The organism is Brenneria sp. L4-2C, assembly GCF_040240335.1.
In the GTDB taxonomy this organism is placed as follows: domain Bacteria; phylum Pseudomonadota; class Gammaproteobacteria; order Enterobacterales; family Enterobacteriaceae; genus Brenneria.
Genome location: NZ_JBEIAC010000016.1, coordinates 1 through 25,202, shown reverse-complemented (window position 1 = coordinate 25,202; position 25,202 = coordinate 1). Strand labels below are relative to the sequence as shown.

The 25,202-nt window shown below is 54.0% G+C and carries 21 protein-coding genes, 1 other RNA gene and 1 pseudogene; 8 read left to right on the top strand and 15 right to left on the bottom strand.

Annotated elements, in window-relative coordinates; translation table 11 throughout:
* Positions 1 to 41 precede the first annotated feature (41 nt).
* Positions 42 to 620: a nucleotide exchange factor GrpE gene (gene grpE, locus ABRZ26_RS18920; RefSeq protein ID WP_319605674.1), complete on the bottom strand. Its 579-nt coding sequence runs from the start codon at positions 618 to 620 to the stop codon at positions 42 to 44.
* Positions 621 to 750: 130 nt separating this feature from the next.
* On the opposite strand from grpE, the gene nadK reads away from it, so the two are divergent.
* Complete coding sequence (gene nadK / locus ABRZ26_RS18915) at positions 751 to 1,629, top strand: NAD(+) kinase (protein WP_319605673.1); 879 nt, start codon at positions 751 to 753, stop codon at positions 1,627 to 1,629.
* Positions 1,630 to 1,714: 85 nt separating this feature from the next.
* On the top strand, positions 1,715 to 3,376 hold the full coding sequence (recN, locus tag ABRZ26_RS18910) for a DNA repair protein RecN (protein WP_319605672.1): 1,662 nt from the start codon (positions 1,715 to 1,717) through the stop codon (positions 3,374 to 3,376).
* A 42-nt stretch (positions 3,377 to 3,418) separates the two neighbouring features.
* Here the strand turns inward: recN and ABRZ26_RS18905 are convergent, their stop codons facing one another.
* The 5 genes from ABRZ26_RS18905 to ABRZ26_RS18885 are packed head-to-tail and all read right to left on the bottom strand — an operon-like array spanning position 3,419 to position 10,106.
* Positions 3,419 to 5,020, bottom strand: coding sequence for a dipeptide ABC transporter ATP-binding protein (locus tag ABRZ26_RS18905; protein ID WP_319605671.1), 1,602 nt, complete (start codon positions 5,018 to 5,020; stop codon positions 3,419 to 3,421).
* A 25-nt stretch (positions 5,021 to 5,045) separates the two neighbouring features.
* Entirely contained in the window at positions 5,046 to 6,518 is a 1,473-nt protein-coding gene (locus ABRZ26_RS18900) for a Sapep family Mn(2+)-dependent dipeptidase (protein ID WP_319605670.1), read from the bottom strand.
* A 57-nt stretch (positions 6,519 to 6,575) separates the two neighbouring features.
* Complete coding sequence (opp4C, locus tag ABRZ26_RS18895; RefSeq protein ID WP_319605669.1) at positions 6,576 to 7,460, bottom strand: oligopeptide ABC transporter permease; 885 nt, start codon at positions 7,458 to 7,460, stop codon at positions 6,576 to 6,578.
* On the bottom strand, positions 7,457 to 8,425 hold the full coding sequence (locus ABRZ26_RS18890; RefSeq protein WP_319605668.1) for an ABC transporter permease: 969 nt from the start codon (positions 8,423 to 8,425) through the stop codon (positions 7,457 to 7,459). The genes opp4C and ABRZ26_RS18890 overlap by 4 nt, the downstream gene beginning before the upstream one ends.
* A 31-nt stretch (positions 8,426 to 8,456) precedes the next feature.
* The gene (locus ABRZ26_RS18885; protein WP_319605667.1) at positions 8,457 to 10,106 is read right to left on the bottom strand and encodes an ABC transporter substrate-binding protein; all 1,650 of its coding nucleotides are present in this window, start codon (positions 10,104 to 10,106) and stop codon (positions 8,457 to 8,459) included.
* A 467-nt stretch (positions 10,107 to 10,573) separates the two neighbouring features.
* On the opposite strand from ABRZ26_RS18885, the gene bamE reads away from it, so the two are divergent.
* Positions 10,574 to 10,909, top strand: coding sequence for an outer membrane protein assembly factor BamE (gene bamE / locus ABRZ26_RS18880; protein ID WP_319605666.1), 336 nt, complete (start codon positions 10,574 to 10,576; stop codon positions 10,907 to 10,909).
* Positions 10,910 to 11,022: 113 nt separating this feature from the next.
* Here the strand turns inward: bamE and ABRZ26_RS18875 are convergent, their stop codons facing one another.
* Positions 11,023 to 11,307 (bottom strand): RnfH family protein, encoded by a 285-nt coding sequence (locus tag ABRZ26_RS18875; protein WP_319605665.1) that lies wholly within the window; start codon positions 11,305 to 11,307, stop codon positions 11,023 to 11,025.
* The gene (locus tag ABRZ26_RS18870) at positions 11,300 to 11,734 is read right to left on the bottom strand and encodes a type II toxin-antitoxin system RatA family toxin (protein WP_319605664.1); all 435 of its coding nucleotides are present in this window, start codon (positions 11,732 to 11,734) and stop codon (positions 11,300 to 11,302) included. The genes ABRZ26_RS18875 and ABRZ26_RS18870 overlap by 8 nt, the downstream gene beginning before the upstream one ends.
* A 154-nt stretch (positions 11,735 to 11,888) precedes the next feature.
* Between ABRZ26_RS18870 and smpB the strand changes: the two genes are divergently transcribed.
* Together smpB and ssrA are read left to right on the top strand one after the other, a co-directional pair.
* Positions 11,889 to 12,371: an SsrA-binding protein SmpB gene (gene smpB, locus ABRZ26_RS18865; RefSeq protein ID WP_319605663.1), complete on the top strand. Its 483-nt coding sequence runs from the start codon at positions 11,889 to 11,891 to the stop codon at positions 12,369 to 12,371.
* 49 nt (positions 12,372 to 12,420) lie between these two features.
* Positions 12,421 to 12,784, top strand: a transfer-messenger RNA (tmRNA) gene (gene ssrA, locus ABRZ26_RS18860).
* A 16-nt stretch (positions 12,785 to 12,800) separates the two neighbouring features.
* Here the strand turns inward: ssrA and ABRZ26_RS18855 are convergent.
* Complete coding sequence (locus ABRZ26_RS18855; RefSeq protein WP_319605656.1) at positions 12,801 to 12,956, bottom strand: hypothetical protein; 156 nt, start codon at positions 12,954 to 12,956, stop codon at positions 12,801 to 12,803.
* Positions 12,957 to 13,191: 235 nt separating this feature from the next.
* Between ABRZ26_RS18855 and ABRZ26_RS18850 the strand changes: the two genes are divergently transcribed.
* Both ABRZ26_RS18850 and ABRZ26_RS18845 read left to right on the top strand, forming a co-directional pair.
* On the top strand, positions 13,192 to 13,437 hold the full coding sequence (locus ABRZ26_RS18850; protein ID WP_137712680.1) for a helix-turn-helix domain-containing protein: 246 nt from the start codon (positions 13,192 to 13,194) through the stop codon (positions 13,435 to 13,437).
* Positions 13,438 to 14,215: 778 nt separating this feature from the next.
* Positions 14,216 to 15,094, top strand: coding sequence for an integrase domain-containing protein (locus ABRZ26_RS18845; RefSeq protein WP_319605662.1), 879 nt, complete (start codon positions 14,216 to 14,218; stop codon positions 15,092 to 15,094).
* A gap of 110 nt (positions 15,095 to 15,204) precedes the next feature.
* On the opposite strand, the gene ABRZ26_RS18840 is transcribed toward ABRZ26_RS18845, so the two are convergent.
* Positions 15,205 to 15,675 carry a very short patch repair endonuclease gene (locus ABRZ26_RS18840; RefSeq protein WP_319605661.1) on the bottom strand — a complete coding sequence of 157 codons (471 nt, stop codon included), beginning with the start codon at positions 15,673 to 15,675 and terminating at the stop codon, positions 15,205 to 15,207.
* Between the two features lie 69 nt (positions 15,676 to 15,744).
* Here ABRZ26_RS18840 and ABRZ26_RS18835 point away from each other — a divergent pair, with 69 nt between their 5' ends.
* Entirely contained in the window at positions 15,745 to 17,343 is a 1,599-nt protein-coding gene (locus ABRZ26_RS18835; protein WP_319605660.1) for a DNA cytosine methyltransferase, read from the top strand.
* 18 nt (positions 17,344 to 17,361) lie between these two features.
* Here the strand turns inward: ABRZ26_RS18835 and ABRZ26_RS18830 are convergent.
* The 5 genes and pseudogenes from ABRZ26_RS18830 to ABRZ26_RS18810 all read right to left on the bottom strand — a co-directional run bounded on the left by ABRZ26_RS18830 (position 17,362) and on the right by ABRZ26_RS18810 (position 25,101).
* Positions 17,362 to 19,341 (bottom strand): annotated as a pseudogene (locus ABRZ26_RS18830) (AIPR family protein).
* 92 nt (positions 19,342 to 19,433) lie between these two features.
* Positions 19,434 to 20,399 carry a PD-(D/E)XK motif protein gene (locus tag ABRZ26_RS18825; RefSeq protein WP_319605659.1) on the bottom strand — a complete coding sequence of 322 codons (966 nt, stop codon included), beginning with the start codon at positions 20,397 to 20,399 and terminating at the stop codon, positions 19,434 to 19,436.
* Positions 20,392 to 23,052 (bottom strand): Z1 domain-containing protein, encoded by a 2,661-nt coding sequence (locus ABRZ26_RS18820; RefSeq protein WP_319605658.1) that lies wholly within the window; start codon positions 23,050 to 23,052, stop codon positions 20,392 to 20,394. The genes ABRZ26_RS18825 and ABRZ26_RS18820 overlap by 8 nt, the downstream gene beginning before the upstream one ends.
* Positions 23,049 to 24,527: an ATP-binding protein gene (locus ABRZ26_RS18815; RefSeq protein WP_319605657.1), complete on the bottom strand. Its 1,479-nt coding sequence runs from the start codon at positions 24,525 to 24,527 to the stop codon at positions 23,049 to 23,051. The genes ABRZ26_RS18820 and ABRZ26_RS18815 overlap by 4 nt, the downstream gene beginning before the upstream one ends.
* A gap of 418 nt (positions 24,528 to 24,945) precedes the next feature.
* Positions 24,946 to 25,101 carry a hypothetical protein gene (locus ABRZ26_RS18810; protein ID WP_319605656.1) on the bottom strand — a complete coding sequence of 52 codons (156 nt, stop codon included), beginning with the start codon at positions 25,099 to 25,101 and terminating at the stop codon, positions 24,946 to 24,948.
* Positions 25,102 to 25,202: the final 101 nt, after the last annotated feature.

Sequence of the window (25,202 nt, the reverse complement as noted above, 5' to 3'; positions counted from 1 at the left end):
CAACAGATATCCCGGTCTGCGACGTGAAAGATGAAAGGTAATCAGGCTTTCGCTTTAGAGACCGCCACCATCGCCGGACGCAGCAGGCGTCCATTCAGCGTGTAGCCCTTCTGCATCACCATCATGACGTGATTGGGTTCGTGATCGGCGGATTCCAGCATGGTCATGGCCTGATGGACATCCGGATTAAAGGGAACATTCACGTCCTCAATGACTTCAATGCCAAACTTATGCACGGCATCAAGCAGTGATTTCAGCGTCAGTTCGATACCTTCAACCATCGGCGCCAACGCTTCGTTGGATTTATCCGCCAAATCCAGCGCACGTTCAAGATTGTCGATCACCGGCAGCATTTCGCTGGCGAATTTTTCCACCGCGAATTTATGCGCCTTCTCAACATCGATTTCCGCACGGCGGCGGATATTATCGGCTTCGGCGCGGGCGCGCAGCACGTTATCACGTTCACGCTGTTGCAACTCGCTCAACTGCGCTTCCAGTTCGGCGATACGCGCATCGCGTGGGTCGGTTGCATCTGCTGCGCCTTGCGCCTGTTGCCCTTTTGCCGCGTCCGTTTGATCCAAGACTTGCTCGTCAGGCGTGTTCTGTTCTTTACTACTCATGAAATTCTCCGCGTTTTAGCATTAATCCCGCTAGTTGCTTATTATGGGGATCAAAACCGGGGATTCAAGGGAATCAGTCACATATTGATTTCCCCGCTACTGGCTCATTACGCCGAGGATAACGACAGCAATGAATAAACCGTTTAAATGTATTGGCATAGTCGGCCATCCGCGCCATCCTACCGCGCTGGCGACCCACGAAATGCTCTATCATTGGCTGACCAGTATAGGTTATACGGTGTTGATTGAGCAGCAGATCGCCCTCGATCTGAATCTGAAAGGCGCGCAAAGCGGCAGTCTGGCCGAGATTGGTCAGAAAGCCGATCTCGCCGTGGTGGTGGGCGGCGACGGCAATATGCTGGGGGCCGCCCGGGTACTATCGCGTTACGACATTCAGGTTATCGGCGTTAACCGCGGCAACCTCGGCTTTCTGACCGATCTGGATCCCGACCACGCCCAACAGCAACTTTCCGATGTATTAAGCGGTCAGTATCTGAGCGAACGACGTTTTATGCTGGAAGCGCATATTTGCCGCGCCGATCGGCCCAGCAGCAGCAGCACCGCCATTAATGAAGTGGTGCTCCACCCGGGGAAAGTGGCGCACATGATTGAATTCGAAGTCTATATCGACGACAGCTTCGCCTTCTCCCAACGTTCGGACGGCCTGATCATTTCCACGCCCACCGGCTCCACCGCCTACTCCTTATCCGCCGGCGGCCCGATCCTGACCCCCTCGCTGGACGCCATTACGCTGGTGCCGATGTTCCCCCATACGCTTTCGGCGCGTCCGCTGGTAATCAACAGCAGCAGCACCATCCGTTTGAAGTTTTCCCACATCACCAGCGATTTGGAAATCAGCTGCGACAGCCAGATTTCGCTGCCGATACAGGAAAAGGAAGAGGTGCTGATTCGCCGCAGCGAATATGCGCTGAATCTTATTCACCCTAAAAATTATAATTATTTCAATACGTTGAGTTCAAAGCTCGGCTGGTCGAAAAAATTATTCTAAAATCGCTTTTCACCACTTTACTGTATATAAAACCAGTTTATACTGTATGCATTCACACCTTGTTATTACATACAGGAAAACTATCATGCTGGCGCAACTCACTATCAGTAACTTCGCCATCGTGCGTGAGTTAGAAATCGATTTTCAGGCGGGAATGAGCGTGATCACCGGCGAAACCGGCGCCGGTAAATCCATTGCTATCGATGCCCTCGGCCTGTGCCTGGGCAATCGTTCTGACGCCAGCATGGTAAGGCCGGGCGCGTCCCGCGCGGATATCTGCGCGCGTTTCTCGCTGGCGGACACGCCCAGCGCGCGGCGCTGGCTGGAGCAAAATCAACTGGACGACAGCAATGAGTGCCTGCTGCGCCGGGTGATTGGCGCGGACGGCCGCTCGCGCGGTTTTATCAACGGTACGGCGGTTCCCCTGTCGCAATTGCGCGAACTCGGCCAGCTTCTGATTCAGTTGCACGGCCAGCACGCGCATCAGTTGCTGCTCAAACCGGAGCACCAGAAACATCTGCTGGACGCCTACGCCGATGAAGCCCAATTGCTCGGCGCCATGCAGCAAGTGTGGCAGCAGTGGCACCAGAGCTGCCGTTCGCTGGCGCAGTTGCAACAGGCCGCCATAGAACGGGAAGCCCGTCGCGAACTGCTGCAATATCAATTGAAAGAGCTGAATGAATTCGCCCCGCAGTCCGGCGAATATGAACAGATCGACGCCGAATACAAACGGTTGTCGAACAGCGGACAACTGCTGGCGCTGAGTCAGCAGGCATTGCAGTTGCTCAGTGAAGACGAAGAGCAAAATATGCTCGGCATGCTGCATAGCGTAAAACATCGTCTCGGCGAGCTGGTCGGTATGGATGAGAAGCTGTCCGGCGTGCTCTCCATGCTGGAGGAAGCGGGCATCCAACTTAGCGAGGCCAGCGACGAACTGCGTCATTACAGCGAACAGATGGATCTCGACCCTATCCGGCTGTTTGAACTTGAGCAACGGCTATCCCGCCAGTTGGCGCTGGCGCGTAAACACCATGTTCAGCCGGAAGCCTTGCCGGCGTTTCACCAGCAGTTGCTGGAAGAACAGCAGTTGCTGGCGCAGCAGGAAAGCGATCATGAATCCCTGAGCCTCGCCGTCAGTGAATATCATCAGCAGGCGCTGCATGTCGCCGAGCAGCTGCATGTTCGTCGTCAGCACCACGCCAAAGAGCTGGCGCAGCTGATCACCAGCAATATGCATGAACTGGCCATGCCGCACGGGCATTTCACTATCGACGTAAAATTTACCCCTGAATTCCTGACGGCCAGCGGCGCGGACAGCATCGAGTTTCGCGTCACCACCAACCCCGGCCAGCCGCACCAGTCATTGGCTAAAGTGGCCTCCGGCGGGGAGCTGTCGCGTATCGCGCTGATTATTCAGGTGATTACCGCGCGTAAAATGGATACGCCCGCGCTGATTTTTGATGAGGTCGACGTGGGGATCAGCGGCCCGACCGCAGCCATCGTCGGGAAAATGCTGCGTCAGCTTGGCGAGTCCACGCAGGTTATGTGCGTCACCCACCTGCCTCAGGTCGCCGGCTGCGGTCATCATCACTTTTTTGTCAGCAAACAGACGGACGGCGCGGAAACGGAAACCTTGATGCAGCCGCTGGATAAGCGCGCTCGCTTGCAGGAACTGGCGCGGCTGCTGGGCGGCAGCGCCGTCACGAAAAATACGCTGGCGAACGCCAAAGAGCTGCTGGCCGCGTAAGGCCCGGCCCCAGGGAGGGGCCGGTCAGCCGCGACAAAACCCTCAGGTGGCGAGCGGATACAGAACGCTGTCGATCAGTTTGCGGGTATAGGGATGATCGGGATGATGCAGCACTTTATCGACCGGCCCCGATTCAACCAGACGTCCCGCTTTCAGTACCAGCACTTCACGACACAATTCGCTGACCACCGCCAGATCGTGACTGATGAATAAACAGCCGAAGCGGTATTCCTGTTGCAGATTTTTCAACAGCGTCAAAATATGCGCCTGTACCGACACATCCAGCGCCGACGTCGGTTCATCCGCGATCAGCAGCGTCGGCTTCAGCGCCAGCGCACGGGCGATGGCTACGCGCTGACACTGCCCGCCGGATAGCTCATGCGGATAACGATGCCGCCACGAACTCCCCAGCCCAACCTGCTCCAGCAAAAGATCAACCCGAACGTCGATAGCACGTTTCGCCAGATCGCTATGCACCGCCAGCGGTTCGGCTATCGACTGCGCCACGGTATAACGCGGATTGAGCGAACTGCGCGGGCTTTGAAATACCATGCCGATCTGCTGGCGAACGCGCCGCATATCCCGCGCCCGACCGTCTGCCATATTGATACCGTCGATCACCACCTCGCCGGCGCCGGGAGCAACCAGACCGGCCAGCACCCGCCCCACCGTCGATTTGCCGGAACCGGACTCCCCCACCATGCCGGTAAAGCAGCCCGCCGGCAAGGAAAAGGAAAGATCGTCCAGCGCCCGCACGCGTTGCCGATGCCGTCGGTATTCCACGCACAGTCCGGTCACCTGAACTAACGTCGGCAGAGAAGGCGTCGACGTCGGCGCATGCCGACGATAGCGAGGGATCGCCGCCAGCAATTCCCGGCTATAGGCCGATTGCGGCTGATGAAACAAGGCGGCGATATCGGTGATTTCTTCAATGCGCCCGCGGCGCAGCACAATCACCCTATCGGCGCTTTCCGCCACCACGCCCATATCATGCGTGATCAGCAAGATGGCGATAGGAATACGCTGACGCAGACGACGCAATACCTGAAGTATCTCTTTCTGCACCGTGGCGTCCAGCGCCGTGGTAGGCTCGTCGGCAATCAGAATTTCCGGATCGCACGCCAGCGCCATGGCAATCATCACTCGCTGACACTGCCCGCCGGACAGTTCGTGCGGGTAGGCATCGATGCGGCTGGCCGCGTCGGGAATATCCACCAGTTCCAGCAATTCCAGAGCGCGCGCTCGGGCGGCCGCGCGGCTGAGCGCTTTGTGATGCGTCAGCAGCGCCTCGGTAATCTGTTCGCCAATGCGGAACACCGGATCCAACGCCAGACGCGGATCCTGAAAGATCATGGCGATACGCTTACCGCGAATCTGCCTTAATTGGCTTTCCGACGCCGCAAGCAGCGACTGTCCGGCATAGCGGATATCGCCGCTGACGCGGGCATTGGCGGGCAACAAACCGAGTATCGACAGCGCCGTCAGGCTCTTACCGGAACCGGACTCGCCAACCAGCGCCAACACCTCGCCGCCGTACAGATCAAAATCGATATCCGTCAGCACCGATTGCTCCCCCGCGGCCTGAGCAAAACTCACATTCAGACCGCGCACGGACAGCACAAGCGATGAGGGGGGATTGGGCATCACTCTATTTCCTTAGAAATTCAGGTTATTGCGGATTCTCGCGCAGCCAGTTATCCAGCCGGATAATCGATAACACATAAATCGGGAACACCGACAGCAGCGACGGCAGATGCAGGGATTCATCCGCGCCGTGCGGGAAACCGTGTCCCGGCGGCAGGAAATCCGGGATTCGGCCGTCGGTACGCGCATAGCCCGGCCCGAAGGTGATGCCCCGGGGCAGCACTTTCGAGTGGGTGATGCCGCCCATGGCGTAAGGCGGTTCATCGGTTTGGCGTATGGCCTGATAGCTTTGTTGTAAGATCTGTACGCGCGGATCGTTTTCTTCGATATAAAACGGCGGCGTATCTTTCCATGACAGCAGCGTAATGCCCTGCGGCGCCAGCGTTTTTTCCAGCCCGGCAATCACCGCTTCCGCCTTCGTCGTCACCGGATAACGGATGTCCAGGGTGACCCGCAGCGCGTCCTGCCGTTCGTCAGGCCGCCAGACGCCGGCATTGAATGTCAGCTTGCCGGACGGCGCATCCGCAAAAGCGATACCGACATGCTCGCCATAGGGGGAAACCAGCGCCTGCTCGAAGAACAACGCGACGTCCCGATCGCGCCCCGTCAGCAGTTGCGTTTCCAGCAACGCGGCGAACAGCACGCGCACCGCGCTCAGCGTTCCCTCGGGAAATGCGGCATGGCCCGCGACCCCCTGCGCTTCCAGCCATACGCCTTGCGCACGCGCCTCAACGCGCACTTTTCCTTGCGCCAGCCCGAATAGCCGCGCCACCGCCGCCTGCGCCGTGGTCAAATCAATACCGTCGAGCTGAATGCCAGCCCGTTCCGGCACGCTGTTGCCGGCGATACCGGCGGAAAAATGCCGCAGCGTCTCGCCCACCGGCACGTTCAGCGTCAGCGAAATCTGGCCTTTCTGGGCATAATTCACCGGAAAACGGCCGTCAGTGACGATGGAAACCACCGGCACCGGCGCGTTGCGCGCATACCAGGCCAGATCTTCCATGCCCGTCTCCTCCGCCAGACCATAAATCAGGCGCAAATTGTGCGACAGAGGAATACCGAGATCGCGAATCAGGCGCAGCAGGTACAAATCCAGCACCGCCGGCCCTTTGTTATCCGCCACGCCGCGCCCAATCAGAAAGTCGCCCTTGCGGGTAACCTCAAACGGCGGGTAAACCCAGTTTTCGCCTTCCGGCACCACGTCGAGATGGCTCGCCAGACCGATATCCTGTTCGTGCTCGCCATAAATAATGGAACCGGCATAACCCTGATGCGTTTGCGTGCGAAAGCCCAGTTCGCGCGCGCGTCTGAGCGCGACTTCCAGCACCTGCGCGCAGTTCGCGCCGAAAGGCGCGTCTTCGCCGTCCTGACTGATACTGATGCTCGGAATCCGCACCCACTCGGCGATATCGGCCACCAGCTCTTCCTTATGTCGCTCAACCCATTCGTCAATACGCGCCAGCCATTGCTGTTCCTGCTTATTCAAAGACGTACTCATGTTACCTCCGACACTACGTGGTATTACCGCCAACATGGGATTACTGCCAACAGGGTATTAAGCCCGCGAAGAAGTGGGATCGAATGCGTATCTCAACGCATCGCCAACAAAATTAATCGCCAGCACCATGACAAAAACCATCACGCCCGGCGGCAGCCATAGCCACCAGGCATTGCCCAACACGCGCATATTTTGCGCCGCCGACAGCATATTGCCCCAGCTTGCCGTCGGTTGTTTAACCCCCAGCCCGAGGAAGCTCAACGCGGCCTCGGCCAGGATGCCGGTGGCGATCGCCAGCGTGGCGTAGACGATGACCGGCCCCAGCGCATTCGGCAGCAAATGGCGGGAAATGATGCGCCAGTGCCCTACGTTCATCACGCGCGCGGCCTCCACATATTCCTGACTGGATAATGAGAGAAATTCGGCGCGGATCAGACGTGCAATCCCGGTCCAGTTCAGCACGCCGATGATGATCACCACGTTCCAGGTGCTGGCGCCAAGCAGGCCGGCCATGGAAATGGCGATGGCATAAAACGGGAAGCACATAATGATGTCGGTGAAACGCATCACCACGGCGTCAACGCCTTTGCCAAAATAGCCGGCCAGACCGCCGAGCGTGATGCCGATGCCCAGTTGCAACAGCGTGGCGCTGAAGGCCACCAGCACGGAAACCTGTCCGCCATAGATCAGACGGGTAAGCACGTCCCGCCCCAGTTCGTCCGTTCCCAGCCAGTGCTGAACGGAGGGCGGCGACTCGATGCGCGTCAAATCGATATCATCAGGGTCGAGCGGCATAAACCACGGCGCGACCAGCACCACGATGACGATCAGCGCCAATACCGCCAGCCCGACCATACCCGGCGTATGACGACGAAAACGCCGCCACGCCCGGTTGCCTTGTATCGACGCCGCATCGTTCGCGGCAGGCAGCGTGATACTCATGACGTGTACCTCACCCGCGGATCCACTATCGCATACAGCACGTCAGCCAAGAGATTGGCCAGCAGCGTCAGCAGCGCCAACAGCATGATGATCCCCATCAGCAGGTTGTAATCACGGTTTAATACCGCTTCATAATTCAGACGACCGATACCCGGCCAGGAAAATACCGTTTCCGTCATCAGCGCGCCGGAAAACAGCACCGGGATCTCCAGCGACAAAATGGTGATCATTGGCCTGGCCGCGTTTTTCAGCGCATGACGCCAGATAATGTTGCGCCGCGATAGGCCTTTAGCGCGTAAGGTACGCATAAAATCCTGATCCAAAATACCGATCAGACTACTGCGTAAATATTTGATAAATACCGCGCTGTTCATCAAGCCGAGCACCAGGGCCGGCAACACCAGATGACGCAGCACGTCCAGCGCGTAATCAACGCCGCTCAGCGTTTTACCCAGCGTGACCTTGCCCGATACCGGCAGCCAGCGCAGATCCACGGCAAACAGTTTGATCAGCACCAGACCGAGGAAAAAGGCCGGGATGGAGAAAAAAATAAAACTGAAAGAGACCGTCAGATAATCCAACGACGTCTGGCGACGTAACGCCGCCAGCGTACCCAAGGGTATCGATACCAGAAACGAAATCGCCAGCGCCGCGCCGGCCAGCAACAGCGTATTGCCGAACCGGCTCGCTATCACCTCGGAAACCGGCATGCGGTAATGCAGCGAAAACCCGAAGTCGCCCTGCACTACCCGAAATAACCATTTGAAATATTGGATATAAAGCGGGTCGTAATACCCCACGCGCTGCAACAGCGCCTCTTTCACCGCCGGCGGCGCGTTGGGATCGATCATCAACGCGTAGGGATCGCCGGGCTGCATGTTAATCAACAAGAACACCAGCACCGAAATCCCTAACGCGATCGGCAACACCAGCAGCAAACGGCGTAAAAAATAGACGATCAGCATAGCAATCTGACTCTCCTTTATCGGCTATGACCTACGGTTTTGCCTGCTCGACCTCCCATTGATAGGCCTGTCGGAAAGGTTCATAGGGATAGGGCTGATAGTTTTGAATGCGGGGATTCACCGCATAACCGATGCTGGGGATATACAGCCAGCCAAGGATCGCCAGTTCGTTCTGGCGCTGTACCCAACGATGCAGAATCTGGTAGCGTGCGGCGTTATCCACCGTCCGGTTGGCTTCATTGCCCAGTTGAGTCAGGCGATCGTCGCTGAAGCGTTCCCACCAGTAGTTATTGTCGTACTGCCCCGGACGGAAGGTGCCGCCCATCAACAGCAGTTGGTAAGGCGTGCTCGGCTTTTGCAGGATCGACAGCGTGGAGTTGAAGTCGCCGACAATGATATTGGCGTCAATCCCCAACTTTTTCAGATCCTGCTGGATGATTGCCGCAGACTGTTCGCGAGTGCGGTTGCCGGTCGGCACATGCAGCGTCAGCGTCAAACGCTGGCCGTCTCTGACGCGCGCGCCATCGCTGCCCTTCAGCCAGCCCGCTTCTTCCAGCAATTCGCCGGCCTTCTCAACCGAATAGGAATAATTGTTGATCGCCGACGGATAGGCGGGATCCTGCGGGTGAACCTTGGCATTGAATAACTGGCCGTGGCCAAACAGCAAATGATCGATAATCCCCTGCCGGTTGATGCCATATATCAGCGCCTGCCGCACGCGCACGTCGGCCAGAATCGGATCCTGATGGTTGATGGTCATATACTGCCCGCTGGTGCCGTTCTGAATCACCAGATTAACGCCCGCATCTTCATACTGCTTTAAATCCGCGGGGTTAAAGGAGGACAACTGCACAATATCCAGTTCGCCGTTCAGCAGTTCCGACTGGGCCGTATCGCGGTTGCTGACTTTGAAAATCAGCCGCTCGGTTTTCGGTTGCCCTTTGAAGTAGTCATCATTGCGCGCCAGTTCCACATATTGATCCGGCACGAAACGCACCACTTTATACTGGCCGGTTCCCACCGGGTTATTCAGCAGCGCGGTTGCGTTGCTCCACTCGCCGACCGGCGTGCTTTCCCATACGTGTTTCGCCAGCACCGGGCGATCGGCAAAATACGCCAGCGCCGAAGCGTAAGGCGTTTTGAACGTAAAGCTCACCGTGTGATCGTCAATGACATTAATGCCGCTCACCTGCTGCGCCTTACCGCTGTGGTAAGCGTCGAAGCCTTCGAGCTGGGTGGTAAACTCCGGCGTATCCGCCGGCCAGTTCGCATCCGCCGTGGCCTGATAGGTAAACGCCACGTCATGGGCGGTGAACGGTTTACCGTCATGCCATTTTACGTCGTCGCGCAGATGGAAAATCAGCGTCTTGCCGTCGTTGGCGTACTCATAACGGGTCGCCAGCGAAGGAATAAACTCCTGCTTCGGACTCAGCTCCACCAGACGATCAAAGGTGACAAAAATCACCGCGCGATCGTAATCGGTAAAATAAAGTTCGGGATGAAAGTTTCCGCTGGGAGAAGACCATAGCGCATAACGGATCGTCGAGGGCGATGACGTTTGCGTTTCATTACCGCCATCATCGCAACCGGTAAGCAAAAATAACGTTCCCATCATGGCCGCGGCGGCATATTTCTTTAATTTACTGGCGGAGAAAAAGTAAAACGCAGTTGAAAATAGCATATCGATCTCATTTTAAGCGAAGCCACCCGCCGATATGACGCCAACGGGCAGTAATGATGTATTCATAGTTAAGCTAAGGATGAGTGCCGCCGGATCGGACGATGGCACAAGAAGACAGGAGAACCTGAGTCCAGAGCGATGCTGCCACAGGCGAACAGAAACCACAAAGAACAAAAATGGTATTGATTATGCGTTATTTTTGCAGAAAAACAGGGGAAGGAAACGCAGCCTGCGGACGCTGAAAATCGGGACATCGACGCCCGTAAACCCGATAAGGGGAAGTCAGCCTGACTCGATAAAGCAAAGCAATTAACGCCGGGCGCGTTTTCAAGCCACGTAGTGACGGCCCGCCATAAAAAATCCCAACTTTTTTGCCTTCCCGAGGTCATACTGGGGTCTTGCAGGTTTTCAATTCAGGCAAGGTCTATTATCATCGGCAACCTATGCTCTTAAGGAATGTAATCACTATGCGCTGTAAAACGCTGACTGTCGTCGCTGCGGTGGTTGTTATGCTGACTGCCGGTTGTTCCACGTTAGAGAAAGTGGTTTATCGGCCGGATATCAATCAGGGAAACTATCTGGCGCCGGCTGACGTCGCGAAAATCCACACGGGAATGACCCGACAACAGGTTGCTTATATCCTGGGAACGCCCATGATGCAGGATCCGTTCGGCAGCAATACCTGGTTTTATGTATTCCGCCAACAGCCGGGCCATGAATCCGTCAAACAACAAACCTTGACGCTGACCTTTAGCGGCGAAGGCGTGTTAACTCACATCGATAACAAACCCGCGCTGAATTAATCTGGCGATAACCTGTTGAATGTAGAGCGAATCTGAAACAGCGAAAACCCACGATTTTATCAGACAAGGTTTCCGCTGTGCAGACGAGTGACGGGAGTAAAGCGCCAGACGCTTTACTTTTTAGCGCGCTCGGCGCGCTGACGACGCAACGCTTTCGGGTCGGCAATCAGCGGCCGGTAAATCTCGACGCGATCGCCATCATTGAGAATATCGGTCAATTTCGCCGCTTTACTATAGATACCGACTTTATTGGTCTGTAAATCGATATCCTGGCGCAGTTCCAACAGCCCCGATGCAACAATCGCCTGTTCGACGGTACTCCCTTCCGCCAGCGTTACCGGCCGCAGGTATTGTCGTTCCGATAAGGCATAAACGACCTCCACGCGAATATCAGGCACTGTAAACCTCTTTGGCCCGTTGCGTGAACGCCTGCACCATATTTCCTGCCAACTCCTTGAAAATTTTACCGAAAGCGAGTTCAATCAACGCATTGGTGAATTCAAAATCAAGGTGCAGCTCCACCTTGCAGGCATCGGGGCTTAACGGCGTAAAGCGCCAGTCGCCGCTTAATTGGCGAAAAGGACCATCAACCAGTTGCATGTTGATATTCTGGTTATTGGTCAGCGTGTTGCGTGTGGTAAATGTCTTGTGAATCCCCGCTTTGGCAACATCAACCGCGGCGGTCATTTCATCTGGCGTGGCAGAAATTACCCGGCTGCCGGTGCAACCTGGTAAAAACGCGGGATAAGAAGAGACATCATTCACCAATTGGTACATTTGCTCCGCACTGAATGGCACCAGAGCAGAACGACTTATCTTTGGCATATCATTTTCCGTGATTCATAAACGCGCAAAATAATAGCACTGATAAGCCGACAGATGAAAATTCCGCGCGCACTATCGCACAATATCATTAACAATGGTTCAAACAATCGGCAGGGATTTCATTCCCTTTTACATCCAGTATAATGACGGCACTATGACAAAGAAAAAAGCGTACAAACCCGGTTCCGCTACCATTGCGCAAAACAAGCGTGCCCGCCACGAATACTTCATTGAAGAGGAATTTGAGGCCGGTCTTTCGTTGCAAGGTTGGGAAGTAAAATCACTGCGTGCGGGCAAAGCCAATATCAGCGACAGCTATGTGACATTCCGTGACGGCGAAGCGTATCTGTTCGGCGCCACCATCACACCGCTCAACGTCGCCTCTTCACATGTTGTTTGTGATCCGACGCGCACGCGCAAACTGTTACTCAACAAACGGGAACTCGATTCTCTGCTGGGCCGCACCAGCCGTGATGGCTACACGGTGGTTGCCTTATCCATGTACTGGAAAAACGCCTGGAGCAAAGTCAAAATCGGCGTAGCGAAAGGTAAAAAAGACCACGACAAACGTGACGATATTCGAGATCGTGAGTGGAAAGTAGACAAAGCGCGTATCATGAAGAACGCAAACCGCTAAGCGGGTGGCTAAAGTCAGGTAAGTTCTGATATACTAACGAAAGTTCCTTGGGGCTGATTCTGGATTCGACGGGATTTGCAAAGCCCTAGGTGCATGCCGAGGGGCGGTTGGCCTCGTAAAAAGCCGCAAAAAAATAGTCGCAAACGACGAAAACTACGCTTTAGCAGCTTAATAACCTGCTCTGAGCCCTCTCTCCCTAGCCTCCGCTCTTAGGACGGGGATCAAGAGAGGTCAAACCCAAAAGAGATCGCGTGGATGTCCTGCCTGGGGCTGAAGCGTTAAATCCAATCAGGCTAGTTTGTTAGTAGCGTGTCTATCCGCAGCTGGCAGGCGAATGTAAAGATTAGACTAAGCATGTAGTACCAACGGTAGAGTAATTCCGGACGGGGGTTCAAATCCCCCCAGCTCCACCAATTTAGACACCGGTTATTACCAGATAAGGCCGGTGAAGTACGAAAAGCCCGCATGGCGCAAGCCCTGCGGGCTTTTTTGCGTCTGTGAGATGCTGTCTTTCAAAGCCGCCTTGCCCTCGTAGATAAAAATAAAGTAAGTCGAGCCCATAACCACAGCGACGCTCTGGAACAACGCCGCCTCATGATGCAATGACGGCCCGACTTTGTGAACGCGGCGGACAACGGCAGCGTGCTGGAGATGCGATATTTTCGCCCATCGTCAATGAACAGGAACTCAATCCCGCGTCTTTAGTAACTCTTAAGATAAAGTCACTTAGCGGATGCTAAAAAGGAAGAAATTAAAATATGCCTTAGTCAGAACAAACGATTTCATCGCCTCTGACGGGCATCAACCTGGGTGACTTCGTATGATTGAACAAGACTGGCATCCGGCAGATATCATTGCTGGTTTAAGAAAGAAAGGCACAACGCTGGCTGCGGTTTCCAGAGAAGCGGGACTCGCCTCTTCCACTTTGGCAAATACACTGACGCGCCATTGGCCTAAAGGAGAACGCTTAATCGCCGAAGCCTTGCATAAACGCCCCGAAGAGATCTGGCCTTCGCGTTATAACAGCGGACAGCATCAACAATACCGAGATGGAACTTCGGATTAGCCACTAAAAATTTACAAAATTTTTTTCATCCTGTCAGTGGATTTAGACGCTCCTTACTGGATTTCTATGGAATAGAAATCCAGTAAGGAGCCAACAAGCGCAGCGCGTTAGCCGCTTGATATACGGATTTTGGCGCAGTAAGTTGTGAGTCTTACACCATTGCTGCAAGCAGCATTCCCATGTTGCCACGACCTTCAAGCCAACGCGCAGGCTCAACCTGTGTGGTCGACACCCAACCCGTCCCGCTACCAGTCTGCGGGTGATCGCTGCGGCGATGGTAGCTACCTTATCCCAACGCCTTAGGGCTGCATCCTTTTTGTTCTTGCCTTTCGCATACGCATTGATGCGTACGTAACAATCTTATAGCTGGCGCAACCGTCTGCGGCCTTTTGCTGCCTCAGCCTAGCTTATCCATGAGGCAGCGGCGTCACTTCATGCGGCGAAAAGCCGTTGCAAGTGACGCGGCTAACGTACTCTGCGCCAGCCCTTACGCCACAGCGCTGTCCGACGCGACTTGTCATCTGACGCACATTTTCTGCGTCAATTCTCATCAACCCAATTATCAGAGGAGGACTGAACCGATACCTGAGGCAGGCTTTTAGCCTGAGGGGATCCACCCTGCTGATGCAGGCGGCTGCACCGAGTGCATAACCGATATCCCCGTCATACCTCAACCGCTGCCGCTCCGGCGCGCAGGTATTGTTCAGTGCGACACGGTTTCCCCGTGTCGTAAATCGCCGTGCGCCGGAGAACAGAGGTTATTGAGGATGGGGGTTCTATGTCACGATTAAGGCGGGAAATGCTTACGCTGGCCCGACAGGCCGGCGGCAGCCATAAGACGGTGCATGACCGACTAAAAATTGCAGAGCGGCTTGCCAGTCACCTGCTGTCTTTGAATATTCAGATCCGCACGGTGCAGCATCTGAAAGCAAAACATATCGAATGCTATATCGCCGAACGGTTAGAACAGGGAATTACTCTGCGCACGCTGCATAATGAAATGGCAGCGGTGCGGGTGATACTGCGCACCGCCGGTCGGGATAAGTTGGCGGATGCGGAACGATTGAGCAACAAGGCGTTAGGGCTGAGCGGCGCCAGACGGGACGGTACGCGAAAGGCGATTACGCCGGAGCGCTATCAGGCGACGCTGGCAATCCTGCAACAGAAAGACGCCGGACTCGCGCTGACGCTGCAACTGGCTCGGATGATGGGCCTACGTTCGCAGGAAGCGGTGCAATGTTCGCAGTCGCTCCAGACATGGGCCACCGCACTGGATCGAGGCGACGAGCAATTGATGGTGGTATTCGGCACCAAAGGCGGACGACCCCGGCAAACGCGGGTGCTGGATCGGGAAGCGTTAACGCAGACAGTGAATCAGGCGCTGGCGGTAGCCGCTACTCATAACGATCGGCTGATTGATAAACCGGATCTGAAAAGTGCCATAAACCGCTGGCGTTCGCAAACCGCTCTGGCCGGACTAAAGGGGCAATATTCCCCGCACAGCCTGCGTTACGCATGGGCGCAGGATGCGATGCATTATTACCGGCGACAGGGTTTCAGTAATCGGGAAGCCAGCGCGCTGGTGTCGATGGATTTAGGGCATGGCGATGGACGTGGGCGGTACATACAGCAGATATATGGCAAAAGCACGACGTGATAACAAGGTAGTTAGTATAGTAGTTTTGTCATCACATATTCTAACAGGAATAGGTTGGAAGCGTTCAGATTACCAACACCGGCCATAACCACATCGGAGAACCTCTGTGATTACAATGAAGAGTCCAATTTATCACCACTGCATACATAGTCAGGCCAGTTTAGCGTGATGATATCGCTGCAAATAGATTCAGCCAACCAGTCAAGAGGGGTACCACCATCTCTGAAACCACACTCCCATAGTTCAAATACACGCCACCCAGCGTCATACAGTTTCATTTTAACTTCAATATCTCTTTGTTTATTAGAAATAAATTTCTTCATCCAAAATTCATAGCGAGTCTTTGGTGTAGTTGCATACTTACAGCGATCGTGTCGATGCCAGAAGCACCCATGAACGAAAATACACAATCCATGTTTAGGTAAAACGATATCGGGTCTACCAGGCAAGTTGTCAACATGTAGCCTGAATCTAAAGCCTTGAGCATGCAAATATTTCCGTACGATCAATTCTGGTCGTGTATTTTTCCCTTTTATGCCAGACATCATACGAGACCGCGTCTTCTTATCAACAATGTCCATCAGGTTTACCTTCCCGTTTACGCCACTTCCTGGTATCTTGGCAACCGACAAGAACCACTGATATATAATATGAGCACCGCTTTGTTACAGATTCCCATCGTAGACCTTTTTGCTGGCCCTGGAGGGCTGGGTGAAGGATTTTCTTCGCATGCTGCTTTCCGTATCGCCATCTCTGCGGAGATGGAGCATTCAGCACATGCAACGCTTCGACTGCGAGCCTTCTACCGTAACTTGAAGAGATTAGGCAACGATGCTGTTGCCCCTTATTTTTCGCTATGTAACGGCAAAAGCAGCATCCCTAAAGATGCGACCCCACTTCCAGAATGGGATGAAAAAACAAGCAATGCCTGGGTAGAGGCGTGCAATGAAGCATTGATGCTGACACTAGGTAAAGCAGATAGCAACCTTCGTCTCGATCAGGCAATCAGGGAAAAAGGTATAAACTCGAAAACGCCTTGGGTTCTGATTGGCGGCCCGCCTTGCCAAGCATATTCTCTAGTCGGCAGGGCCAGAAACAAAGGTAACGTAAATTATAAAGCAGAAGAAGACCCCCGCCATTTCCTTTACAAGGAATATCTACGCATTATTGATAAATATAAACCGCAGATTTTCGTAATGGAAAATGTTAAGGGTATTCTTTCATCTAAAGTTAATGGTTCGAAAATATTTCAAAGTATCTTGAAAGACTTGGTAAGTTGTGGCTATAGCATTTTTTCATTAGTTACAGATACATCTTTTGTTCAGGGAGATGACCCTAAAAATATTGACGCCCGTGACTTTATTGTACGAGCGGAACATTATGGTATACCTCAGGCTAGACATCGGGTGATTTTGTTAGGCATAAGAGATGATCTGTGCCGTGAGAAAGGGTCTGGATGGCGACCAAACGTACTCAAACCAGCGTTCGCACCTATCAGTGTAAGACAGGTTATTGGGGATCTTCCCTCACTTCGCAGCAAGATATCAAAGGGTGAAGATTCTGCTGAACGATGGGCAGACCTTCTTACCAAGCATGCTCGTGAACTCGCAGAAGAGGCCCGTAAGGAAAAGAATGAACTGGAAGATGTCGCAGATATTCTGAATATAGTTGCCATAGCAACACGTTTACCACGTGACTACGGTATGCAACGAAAACAATATCGTAACCCTCAAAAATGTTTCTCTGAATTAGCCCAATGGTATACAGGGCTGGCATCAAGGCATCTCGATTTTTTTATGAATCATGAAACCAGAGGGCATATGGAGAGTGACCTGCGTCGCTACCTCTTTGCCGCTGCATTCGCTCAAGCAAAAGGTGTTTCTCCCAAAGGCCATAAGGATTTTTCTTTGGAAGGATTAACTCCGGCTCATAAAAACTGGAAGAGTGGAAAATTCGCTGATCGCTTCCGAGTACAACTGGAAGATCAGCCATCAACCACAATTACCAGTCATATAGCCAAAGATGGACATTACTTTATTCACTATGATCCATATCAGTGTCGCAGCCTGACGGTAAGAGAAGCAGCCAGGTTACAGACTTTCCCAGATGACTATTTTTTTCAAGGAAATCGGACTCAGCAATTCCATCAGGTAGGAAACGCCGTACCACCATTCCTTGCTTATAATATAGCCAAGATCGTTCTTTCAATATTGGAAGATACCCCAAAAAGCGGTCATGAAAACATATAGTGATTGAGCAAATCCTCGTTAGGATTTGCTTACAACAATGCCTTCCTGCCGTCCTTTATCAAGAACCTTCAGCAAAACCAAACTCTGCCTCTCTGTTGGAATCTTGCCAGGAATCTGAATGGCCACCCTGAGCACACCCTCTTCCTTCGGCGTGAGCAGATGTCTTTCGAGCAGCAATTGGCAGATACGAGCCCATTCGCAGGAGGGAACAGCCAGTACTTTTTGCTGTGCCTCGATGCCGTTGTCGATCCTTTGCGTATTTTTTGCTGACCGCTCAGTCGCAATTTGATCATCGTTCGAAACAAGTTGATCGTAAAATTCTTGAGAGAGTAGATTGGCAATGGCTTCGGTACGAGCCTGTATCCTCGTCCAGCATGCTTCCTTTTTGCACCATTCGGAAATATTCGAGATCCCTGGTGGTGGTTTGATGATGTCATCATTCACTTGCTTCGACACTAGGGCGAGTGCCTCTCCCAAAACAGAATCGACCATCTGCGTATTCCAGATTCCCAGAAAGTCGACACTCGCCTTTCTGCGTTTCGTGATATCGCTGAGTATCGCCAATGTGTAGGCCACGATGTTTGCCCGGTATCCACCGTTGTACCACGGTTGTGCGGAAACAATACGCTCTGTGGCACGGAAGAGCAGGCCACGTGCGACGGCTCTCTGGAAATAGAACTCATTGAACGTATCGGATGATTTCACCCATTCCTCGCCGATTCGAGCAGCGTAACGCGCAAAGTTCTTCTGAGAACCAAGATTCACTCACCTCGGGTGATCATCCCAGACGTTCTCAAATTTAGCGAGATCTGTTTTCGTGAACATCTGGGGTTTGGGATGTTCGGCCTTAAATCGACGCTGCTCTGCAGGTGTGAGCTTCGACTGTGCATCGGCATACTGGCCGCGCGCACGCTCATAAAACCATCGCGTCTCACGAGCAGCTCCCTTCTGCGTCGGCGCCCAAATTCGCCGCGAAAATCCTTCCATCCGGACATGGAATGGATGATTCGAGAAGAAGTCGGCAGCATTCACCCTGTTCTGGGTATTGGCGTATTCCGATATCTTCGGCACGACCATCTCGCTTTGTTGACTGTCGATGACGGAGAGCTTCATCTGAACGAATATCTGGGAAAGGTCCGCCTTGTCCCGTTTCCGCGTATGGAACAGAGATGCGGTGGTCTGCCCACCATTGACGATCTGAAGATCGACAATTCTTGTGATCGCCAGACCGGAATCCGTTGCCTCTTTCTCGACACTCTGCGCAGTGGCCGTGATCCCGTTGTTGTAGGCAAAGAACATTCCCGGCTCGTTCAGGATCGTTGCCCGTATGCCTTGGTTTACATTACCACGAGCCTGCAGGAATGTCCGAACGTTCTGCTCCAGCAGGCGCGCTCCGAAACTTCCGTACAGGGTCGCCAGCACATCTGCTGGCATGACCATGAGGTAGGACTGATAGGCATCGGTTGTCAAGTGGGCAGGAAGGCAGGCGATGCCCTTGCCGAACATCTCCTCGAAGTCGAGATCCAGTGGTTCCTTGTAGCTGCGTGAGCTCCGCTGACGATGAAGCCGTGAAATATCCCATACGTGATAACTCGTGGGAACGCCAGCAACTTCTCCATCCGGAAGGCTCTGCACCGCCCCGCTGAGCGTGCGCTCGGAGAGAAGAATCAGGTTGAGTGAGCTGATGGCACCTCTTCGATCGACAATCTGTCTGGCAAGGCCGTATTCCGGAGAAGTGACTTCCAGACCGTCAGCCAGACTCCTGTCAATACTCGCATTGAAGAAGTTGGCAACGCGCTTGAATGCCGCATCTACGTCCGTCCTGATCAGGGACGCCAGTTCGTTTCGGGACTCGAAGTCTGCGATGAAGAGGTTAAGGACTCCCTCATCATTGAACCAGTAGCCGTCCACACGCACTCCACGTTGCGCCCGGAAATGACACAGTTCGAAGCCTTCCGTAAAGCCTGTTTCGACAAGCTCTGCAGCGATGGTATCCATGAACTCGTCGAGCTGAAATCTGCCATTGACCTCGGATCCCGCCAGCAGTTCCTGTCGGAAGTCGTGGAAGAACTCTTCACATGTTTGCTCCATCACTCTCCTCCGAAGACGGCGGCTCCGTCACACTCATATTCAGCAATCGTTTCCAGTTTGATATCGTAGGCTACCTTGGCAATTCCTGCCGGCAGTTGCGACCGCATGAGACGCGGAAAATCGTCGGCAACCCGATAGCTGCGCACGTCGCTGACGACAAAACGTGGCTCATCATAGTCAGGGAGCGGTGCATAGCCGTGAGCAACCAGCTTCCGGTCAAAGGCCTCGACGGCCCCCGCCTCATCGAACCGCACCTGAACTGCCGCGACGATCTCATTGAGGGAACGGGCACCTTCCGCATCCGCCAGACTGCTCAACCGGTAAACGCGCAGGAACAGTGTGTCGTTCAGGGATTCAAGCTGGTCTTCCGACGAAATGCGGATACTGCTCCGCTCGGCGCCCGAGAGTGACTTGACCTCAACAGCCGTATTGCCGAAGATGAAATCCTGATGTGATCGTTCCGGACCAAGCCAGGCTTCAACGGCGGCATTGCTCGGCATTTTCCGATCGATCAGCTCCATCAGAAAGACGATTTCAGCGAAGAGACCACGGACTGCCTCGGTGGAAAGATGCTGACTTCGGCCCGAGAGGAAAGTCTTCCAGCGACGGATGTGCGCCAGCGAGACTGCCAGAGAGCTGGCCGAATCGGTGGCGTGTTCCAGTGCGAATGCAAGGGTTTGGCACAGTCCTTTGAAGAGATCGCGATCGACCTGTCTTTCAAGAACGAGGACTAGGTGTTGCTGCCCCTGAGCGCCGGCACGAAGATCGACATCGACGCCGTTCACCGTGACCGCATTCTTCCGGTACTGGGCTGCGTGGTCGCCCTGAAGTTCCACAATGAACAGGCAGGCACCACTGGCATCACGTCCCCAGAAGCAGGGCACGGCTGTTTCCACTGCAACTTGGCGGACATTGAAGTCCGCTCCCGGAACGGTGATGTCATCCCATGGTGAGGAATCAATCATCTTGCTCTTCCTCCTCAGCAGGGTCATCGGCATATCCCACCATCTGTTGGAGCCAGACCTTGTTGACGACGACATTGATGGTCGTCAAATAATCTCCGTAGGGAAAACTAACCCCAAAGGCGGCGATCGGACCTGTCACTGTCTCGCTCTTGGGTTCCAGACTGTGAATCATGAGGAGTGGTTTGTTCCGAACCATGCGGTAGTGTGTGTCGGATACCGCCCCTGATCCATCTTCGCCACCAGCGACTTTCCTAGCCTCATCGCATTGTGTGTCGCCGAGTCCGAGCTTTTCGTCGCCGCGCGAGGCGACCCGGTCCTTGTTCAGGCGCCACGAAGTGCCGTTTGGCTGATCCTTCCCTACAACGCGCACCTGATTCCTCAGGGTGAACGGTCTTTCACCACCCGACCCACCCGGGGGAGAAATCAGCAGAACATCCGCAAGCGGACGCTTCGTTGCGATCCGTTCGAGATAACTCACCACGTCCGATTTCTGTCCCGCAAAGGTCGAATGGCATTCGAATCGGGTGAGAAAATCGTCGATCACCTCGACGGACACGTCTCTGAAGATGACGCCTTTCTTGGTGGGCTTCTCTGGCCGTCCACCAAATCCACTTCGCCAGAGATCGGCGATCAGCTCAAAGTTCTTTGCATTCACATTGGGGTCGGTGGAAACGATGTAGCTTTCACGGAGTCGCCCACTGAAACTCTGTTCGACTGTGACCTCTTGGCCGGATCTCATCTTGTTCGCGGCTGTGATCAGCAGGCTGTCCGGATGCGAGCGGACGTAAAGCCCAAAATCTTTGGGGCTCAGGCGATCGCGCCGCATGCGTTTGACCTGCTGCACAAGTTCTTCGGCAGCATCGGCGATGTGGGAGTACCAGTTGATCGAATCGCGCGAGAGATGGACGCGACAGAGATCCTCGAAGCCCGGCCGGTAGCCGAACCAGCGACCCATCTGCATGAGGGTGTCGTACATCTTCGTATTGCGGTACATGTAGCTGACGGTCAATCCCTCGATGGTCAAACCTCGCGACAGGCTCAGGCCACCGACCGCGATCGCCGTCAGCCCGATGCCTTCCTTCTCGTACCGGGTGTAGTCTAGCACCTCGTCACTCTTGCTGTTGATGACATAGAGGTGAAGATGCTCAAAGACGCCATTGAGGGCAGTCTTCACTTCAGCCCATGTGACTCCAACGTCGGCATATTCGGCATCGAAGGCCTCCTTCAGGCCTTTCATGTACATGTTTCTTGACGAAACGTCTTCCGGCATCGCGTAGTTGGCGAGAGCTGCTTCTCTGATCTTCTTCTCCCTGAGACTCAGGAAGTCGCGCACAGCCTTCTGCACCGGCACAAAGCGCGACACATTGACCATCATCGAGCAATGCTTGCCGGCCTGTCCGCGCAGGTTCCGAATGGCGCGGGCGACGATGAACTCGTCGAGTGCGCGATAGAGACTGGGAGGCAACTCGTGGACGGGATCGTCGCGTTTGTGCGAGTAGGGAATGAGATCCTCGCAATCATCGATCGGCCTGATGATCGACTCGCTTGTCGCCTCATTGAGGAATACCTTCTCCGCACCGAAATAGGTTGTGGGTGCATCCAGGCAATAGATGAAGTCGCGAGGGAATAGCTCTTCCTGCACATCATCGCCATAGGCATCCGGATTGATGAAGATGTTGGCGAACGGTGTTGCCGTATATCCGACATAGCAGGACTTCGCGAACAGACCCAGGATGCGGCGAATCATCGCATTCGTCCGGGTTGGGTCCAGATCCTCCTTGTTCGTGTTGATCGATGCGTTGTCGGCCTCGTCATCGATCAGCAGCATGGGTACATCGGAGATGCGGTCTTTCCCTTCGGCGTTCAGTTCTTTCAGCCATTTATGCAACGCTGTGAGCGTCGTGACGTTCTTCTTGATGATCAGGATGATCGGCTTGCTGAAGTCGTTGATCTTCCAGCCGCTCTTGGCCGCTGTGTTCTTGTTGAAGTCCTCATTGATGTTGGTGAGTGTTGCCGCACCGGGATAGTCTGGATCAAGGCCGACGCCTATTTTCCGGCGATCCTCCGGATCACTCGATCGACCGATGAAGGCCTCGTCAATGCGTTGCTGTGTCTGCCTGCGCAGGTTGTTGTGAATGCCCGCGATGACGACGATGAACTTGTAGCCCGCATCGGCTGCACGTGCTATCAAACCCGTATAGTTAGCCGTTTTCCCCGACTGCACATGGCCGATGACCAGGCCACGACGGTTCCAGCTCGTGCCTTCGCTCAGTGGATCCTGAAGGTGACCAAGAATGCGGTTGGTCACATCGCTCAGCGACTGGACCATCTGAGGAGGCCAGCCCTCGTTGCGAAGGAATTCCTCGTATGCATTGGCATAGCTCCAAGTGATGTCCTCGCGCTTGTGAACCCATTGATCGTTATGCTTCGCATTGACATCAACCAATGAGATGCCTGCTCCCATGCGGGTCACAACCGATTCCATGGCCTCGGTGACAATGTTGCGGAGGTCTCCCGTATAGCCGAAGATTGAAGCAATCTGCCTTGCCTTTTCCTCCACCTGATCGCGCGTTGGCGTTTCCGCCATGTTGGCAAGGCCCGAGATGAGAGCGTTGGCAATGTTTCGTTCTTCCGTGATGGCTGTAATGCTCATGCAAAGGCCTCGCTGATGAATTTTTCGGCTAGCTCAATCTGGCCATCGAAAAGATGTGTGGAGCGCACGATCTGAAGAAAAGCCCTCGCATCGCCCGGCCCATCACCGTACAGAACCTGACGCAGGTTCCTCAGACGCTCCATGGTCTGGCTTTCATCCACCGAACGCTGATTGATCTCGCGCGGGTGAGTCGAATAGTCGGAATAGATCATCTCAACTGGCAGCGAAGCTGCAACCGAATCAAGCAGCGTGCTAAGCAGGTCTGCATCCTCTGTCGAGAGTCTTCCCGCCAGCGAGGCTATGATTGGGTGCTGTTCATTGATCACGAACCGAATGCCACCGTTATCGGCATATCGCTCCCAGAACGGCGCCTGGGTTTCCTGAAACAGCTTCTGTCCGCGACCCCGATGTACCGTCACGCTGCGGCTGGCAATCTTAGAGATTATCTGACGCAGGCGCTCACGCACCGCGTGGGGCGGGCGGGCGCGCGACTTCTTGATGTCGATCGTCCAAGCTTCGTCCAGACTGTTGGGAAAGTCGATCTGCACCCGTGCCAGTTTGGTGGCCTCACCCTTCGGTACCAGCCGGAACCAATCTCCCCACGCCATCAGGCGCCCGTTCCGATAGACATAGCCTCCCTGGTTGGAGATGAAGTCGCTGCGGTCCTGGTAGTAGTCGTACTCGGACGCGGAAAGACGGCTGTGATGTGGAAGCACGTATGGTTGCAAGCGAACTTCGGCATCGCCTATGCGGACGATTTCCTCCGGAAGGACTTGCGTGGCCGGATTCTTTCGGCAGAAGGGATCAAATGCGCCAATGGGACGACCATTAATAGTGAGCGAGATTTTGGAACGCCCCTTTATCTCTCCCGAAAGGAAACGATGGAAAACGAGGGAAATATGGCGCCCCACCGTTTCAAGCTTTTCGTTCACGATCTCCTGACGACGATCTCCGGCCTCGTCTTCCAGCAAGCGGTCAAGCTCTCGCCATATGACCGCAGTCCCTTGCTTGCCAAGGCGATCAACATAAGGCAGTGCCAAAATATCAGCATCATCGAGAATACTCAGGATCCAGTCGTCTGCTGTATCGATGCGATCTAGGTTCCATTCGGCACCACAGATAGCCCCATCCTTCGTGCTTATCACTGTCAAGGAGCGACACTGAGAGAACGATGCCGTCTTCAGTCCAAGACCAAAGCGGCCCAGATCCCGCGGCGAACGATGCTGCTTGGGATTACCAGTTCCATGTCGCATCGCGTCCATCAATCCGTCTTCCGCCATCCCTGTTCCGTTGTCGAGAATAGCGACAACAGGCACCTTACCTGACACATCACAAATAATGTCGATAATATCTGCACCAGCAGAAATGCTGTTGTCGATCAAATCAGCAATTGCCGTTTCGAGCGAATACCCAAGATCCCTCATCGAGGCCGAAAGACATGCTGCGCTTGGTGGATGCCTGTATTCCCGAGCCATAATTCCCCCACAATCTTCGGAGAACAAGCTAAAATCATATAAAATTTGTTTATAATAAACAAATTACATCGTTATTTTTCATCACAGACTCCCTTCTGTCAGCGTCATACAAGAAAGATAACTACCTCCTCCTGTATTGCACTCCTCAAGATTTTTTACACCAGCATTACTTAACTTTTATTTTCCAATAGATAGGCTCAAGTGAACATTCACCAGCACATTAGTAAAGAGCTTTATATGAAATAGACCATTGCTCTTTGTTCACACCTTACCAACCATCACAGGGACAGGATCTAATGTGAATAAATTTTTAGGCCCCCACTTAGGCCCATATAACAAAAATTGAATCAGGAATAAGCCATATAATCAAAATAATAGGCAACCTATTCAACTCCCCCCAGCCTTTAGACACCGGTTATTACCAGATAAGGCCGGTGAAGTACGAAAAGCCCGCATGGCGCAAGCCCTGCGGGCTTTTTTGCGTCTGTGAGATGCTGTCTTTCAAAGCCGCCTTGCCCTCGTAGATAAAAATAAAGTAAGTCGAGCCCATAACCACAGCGACGCTCTGGAACAACGCCGCCTCATGATGCAATGACGGCCCGACTTTGTGAACGCGGCGGACAACGGCAGCGTGCTGGAGATGCGATATTTTCGCCCATCGTCAATGAACAGGAA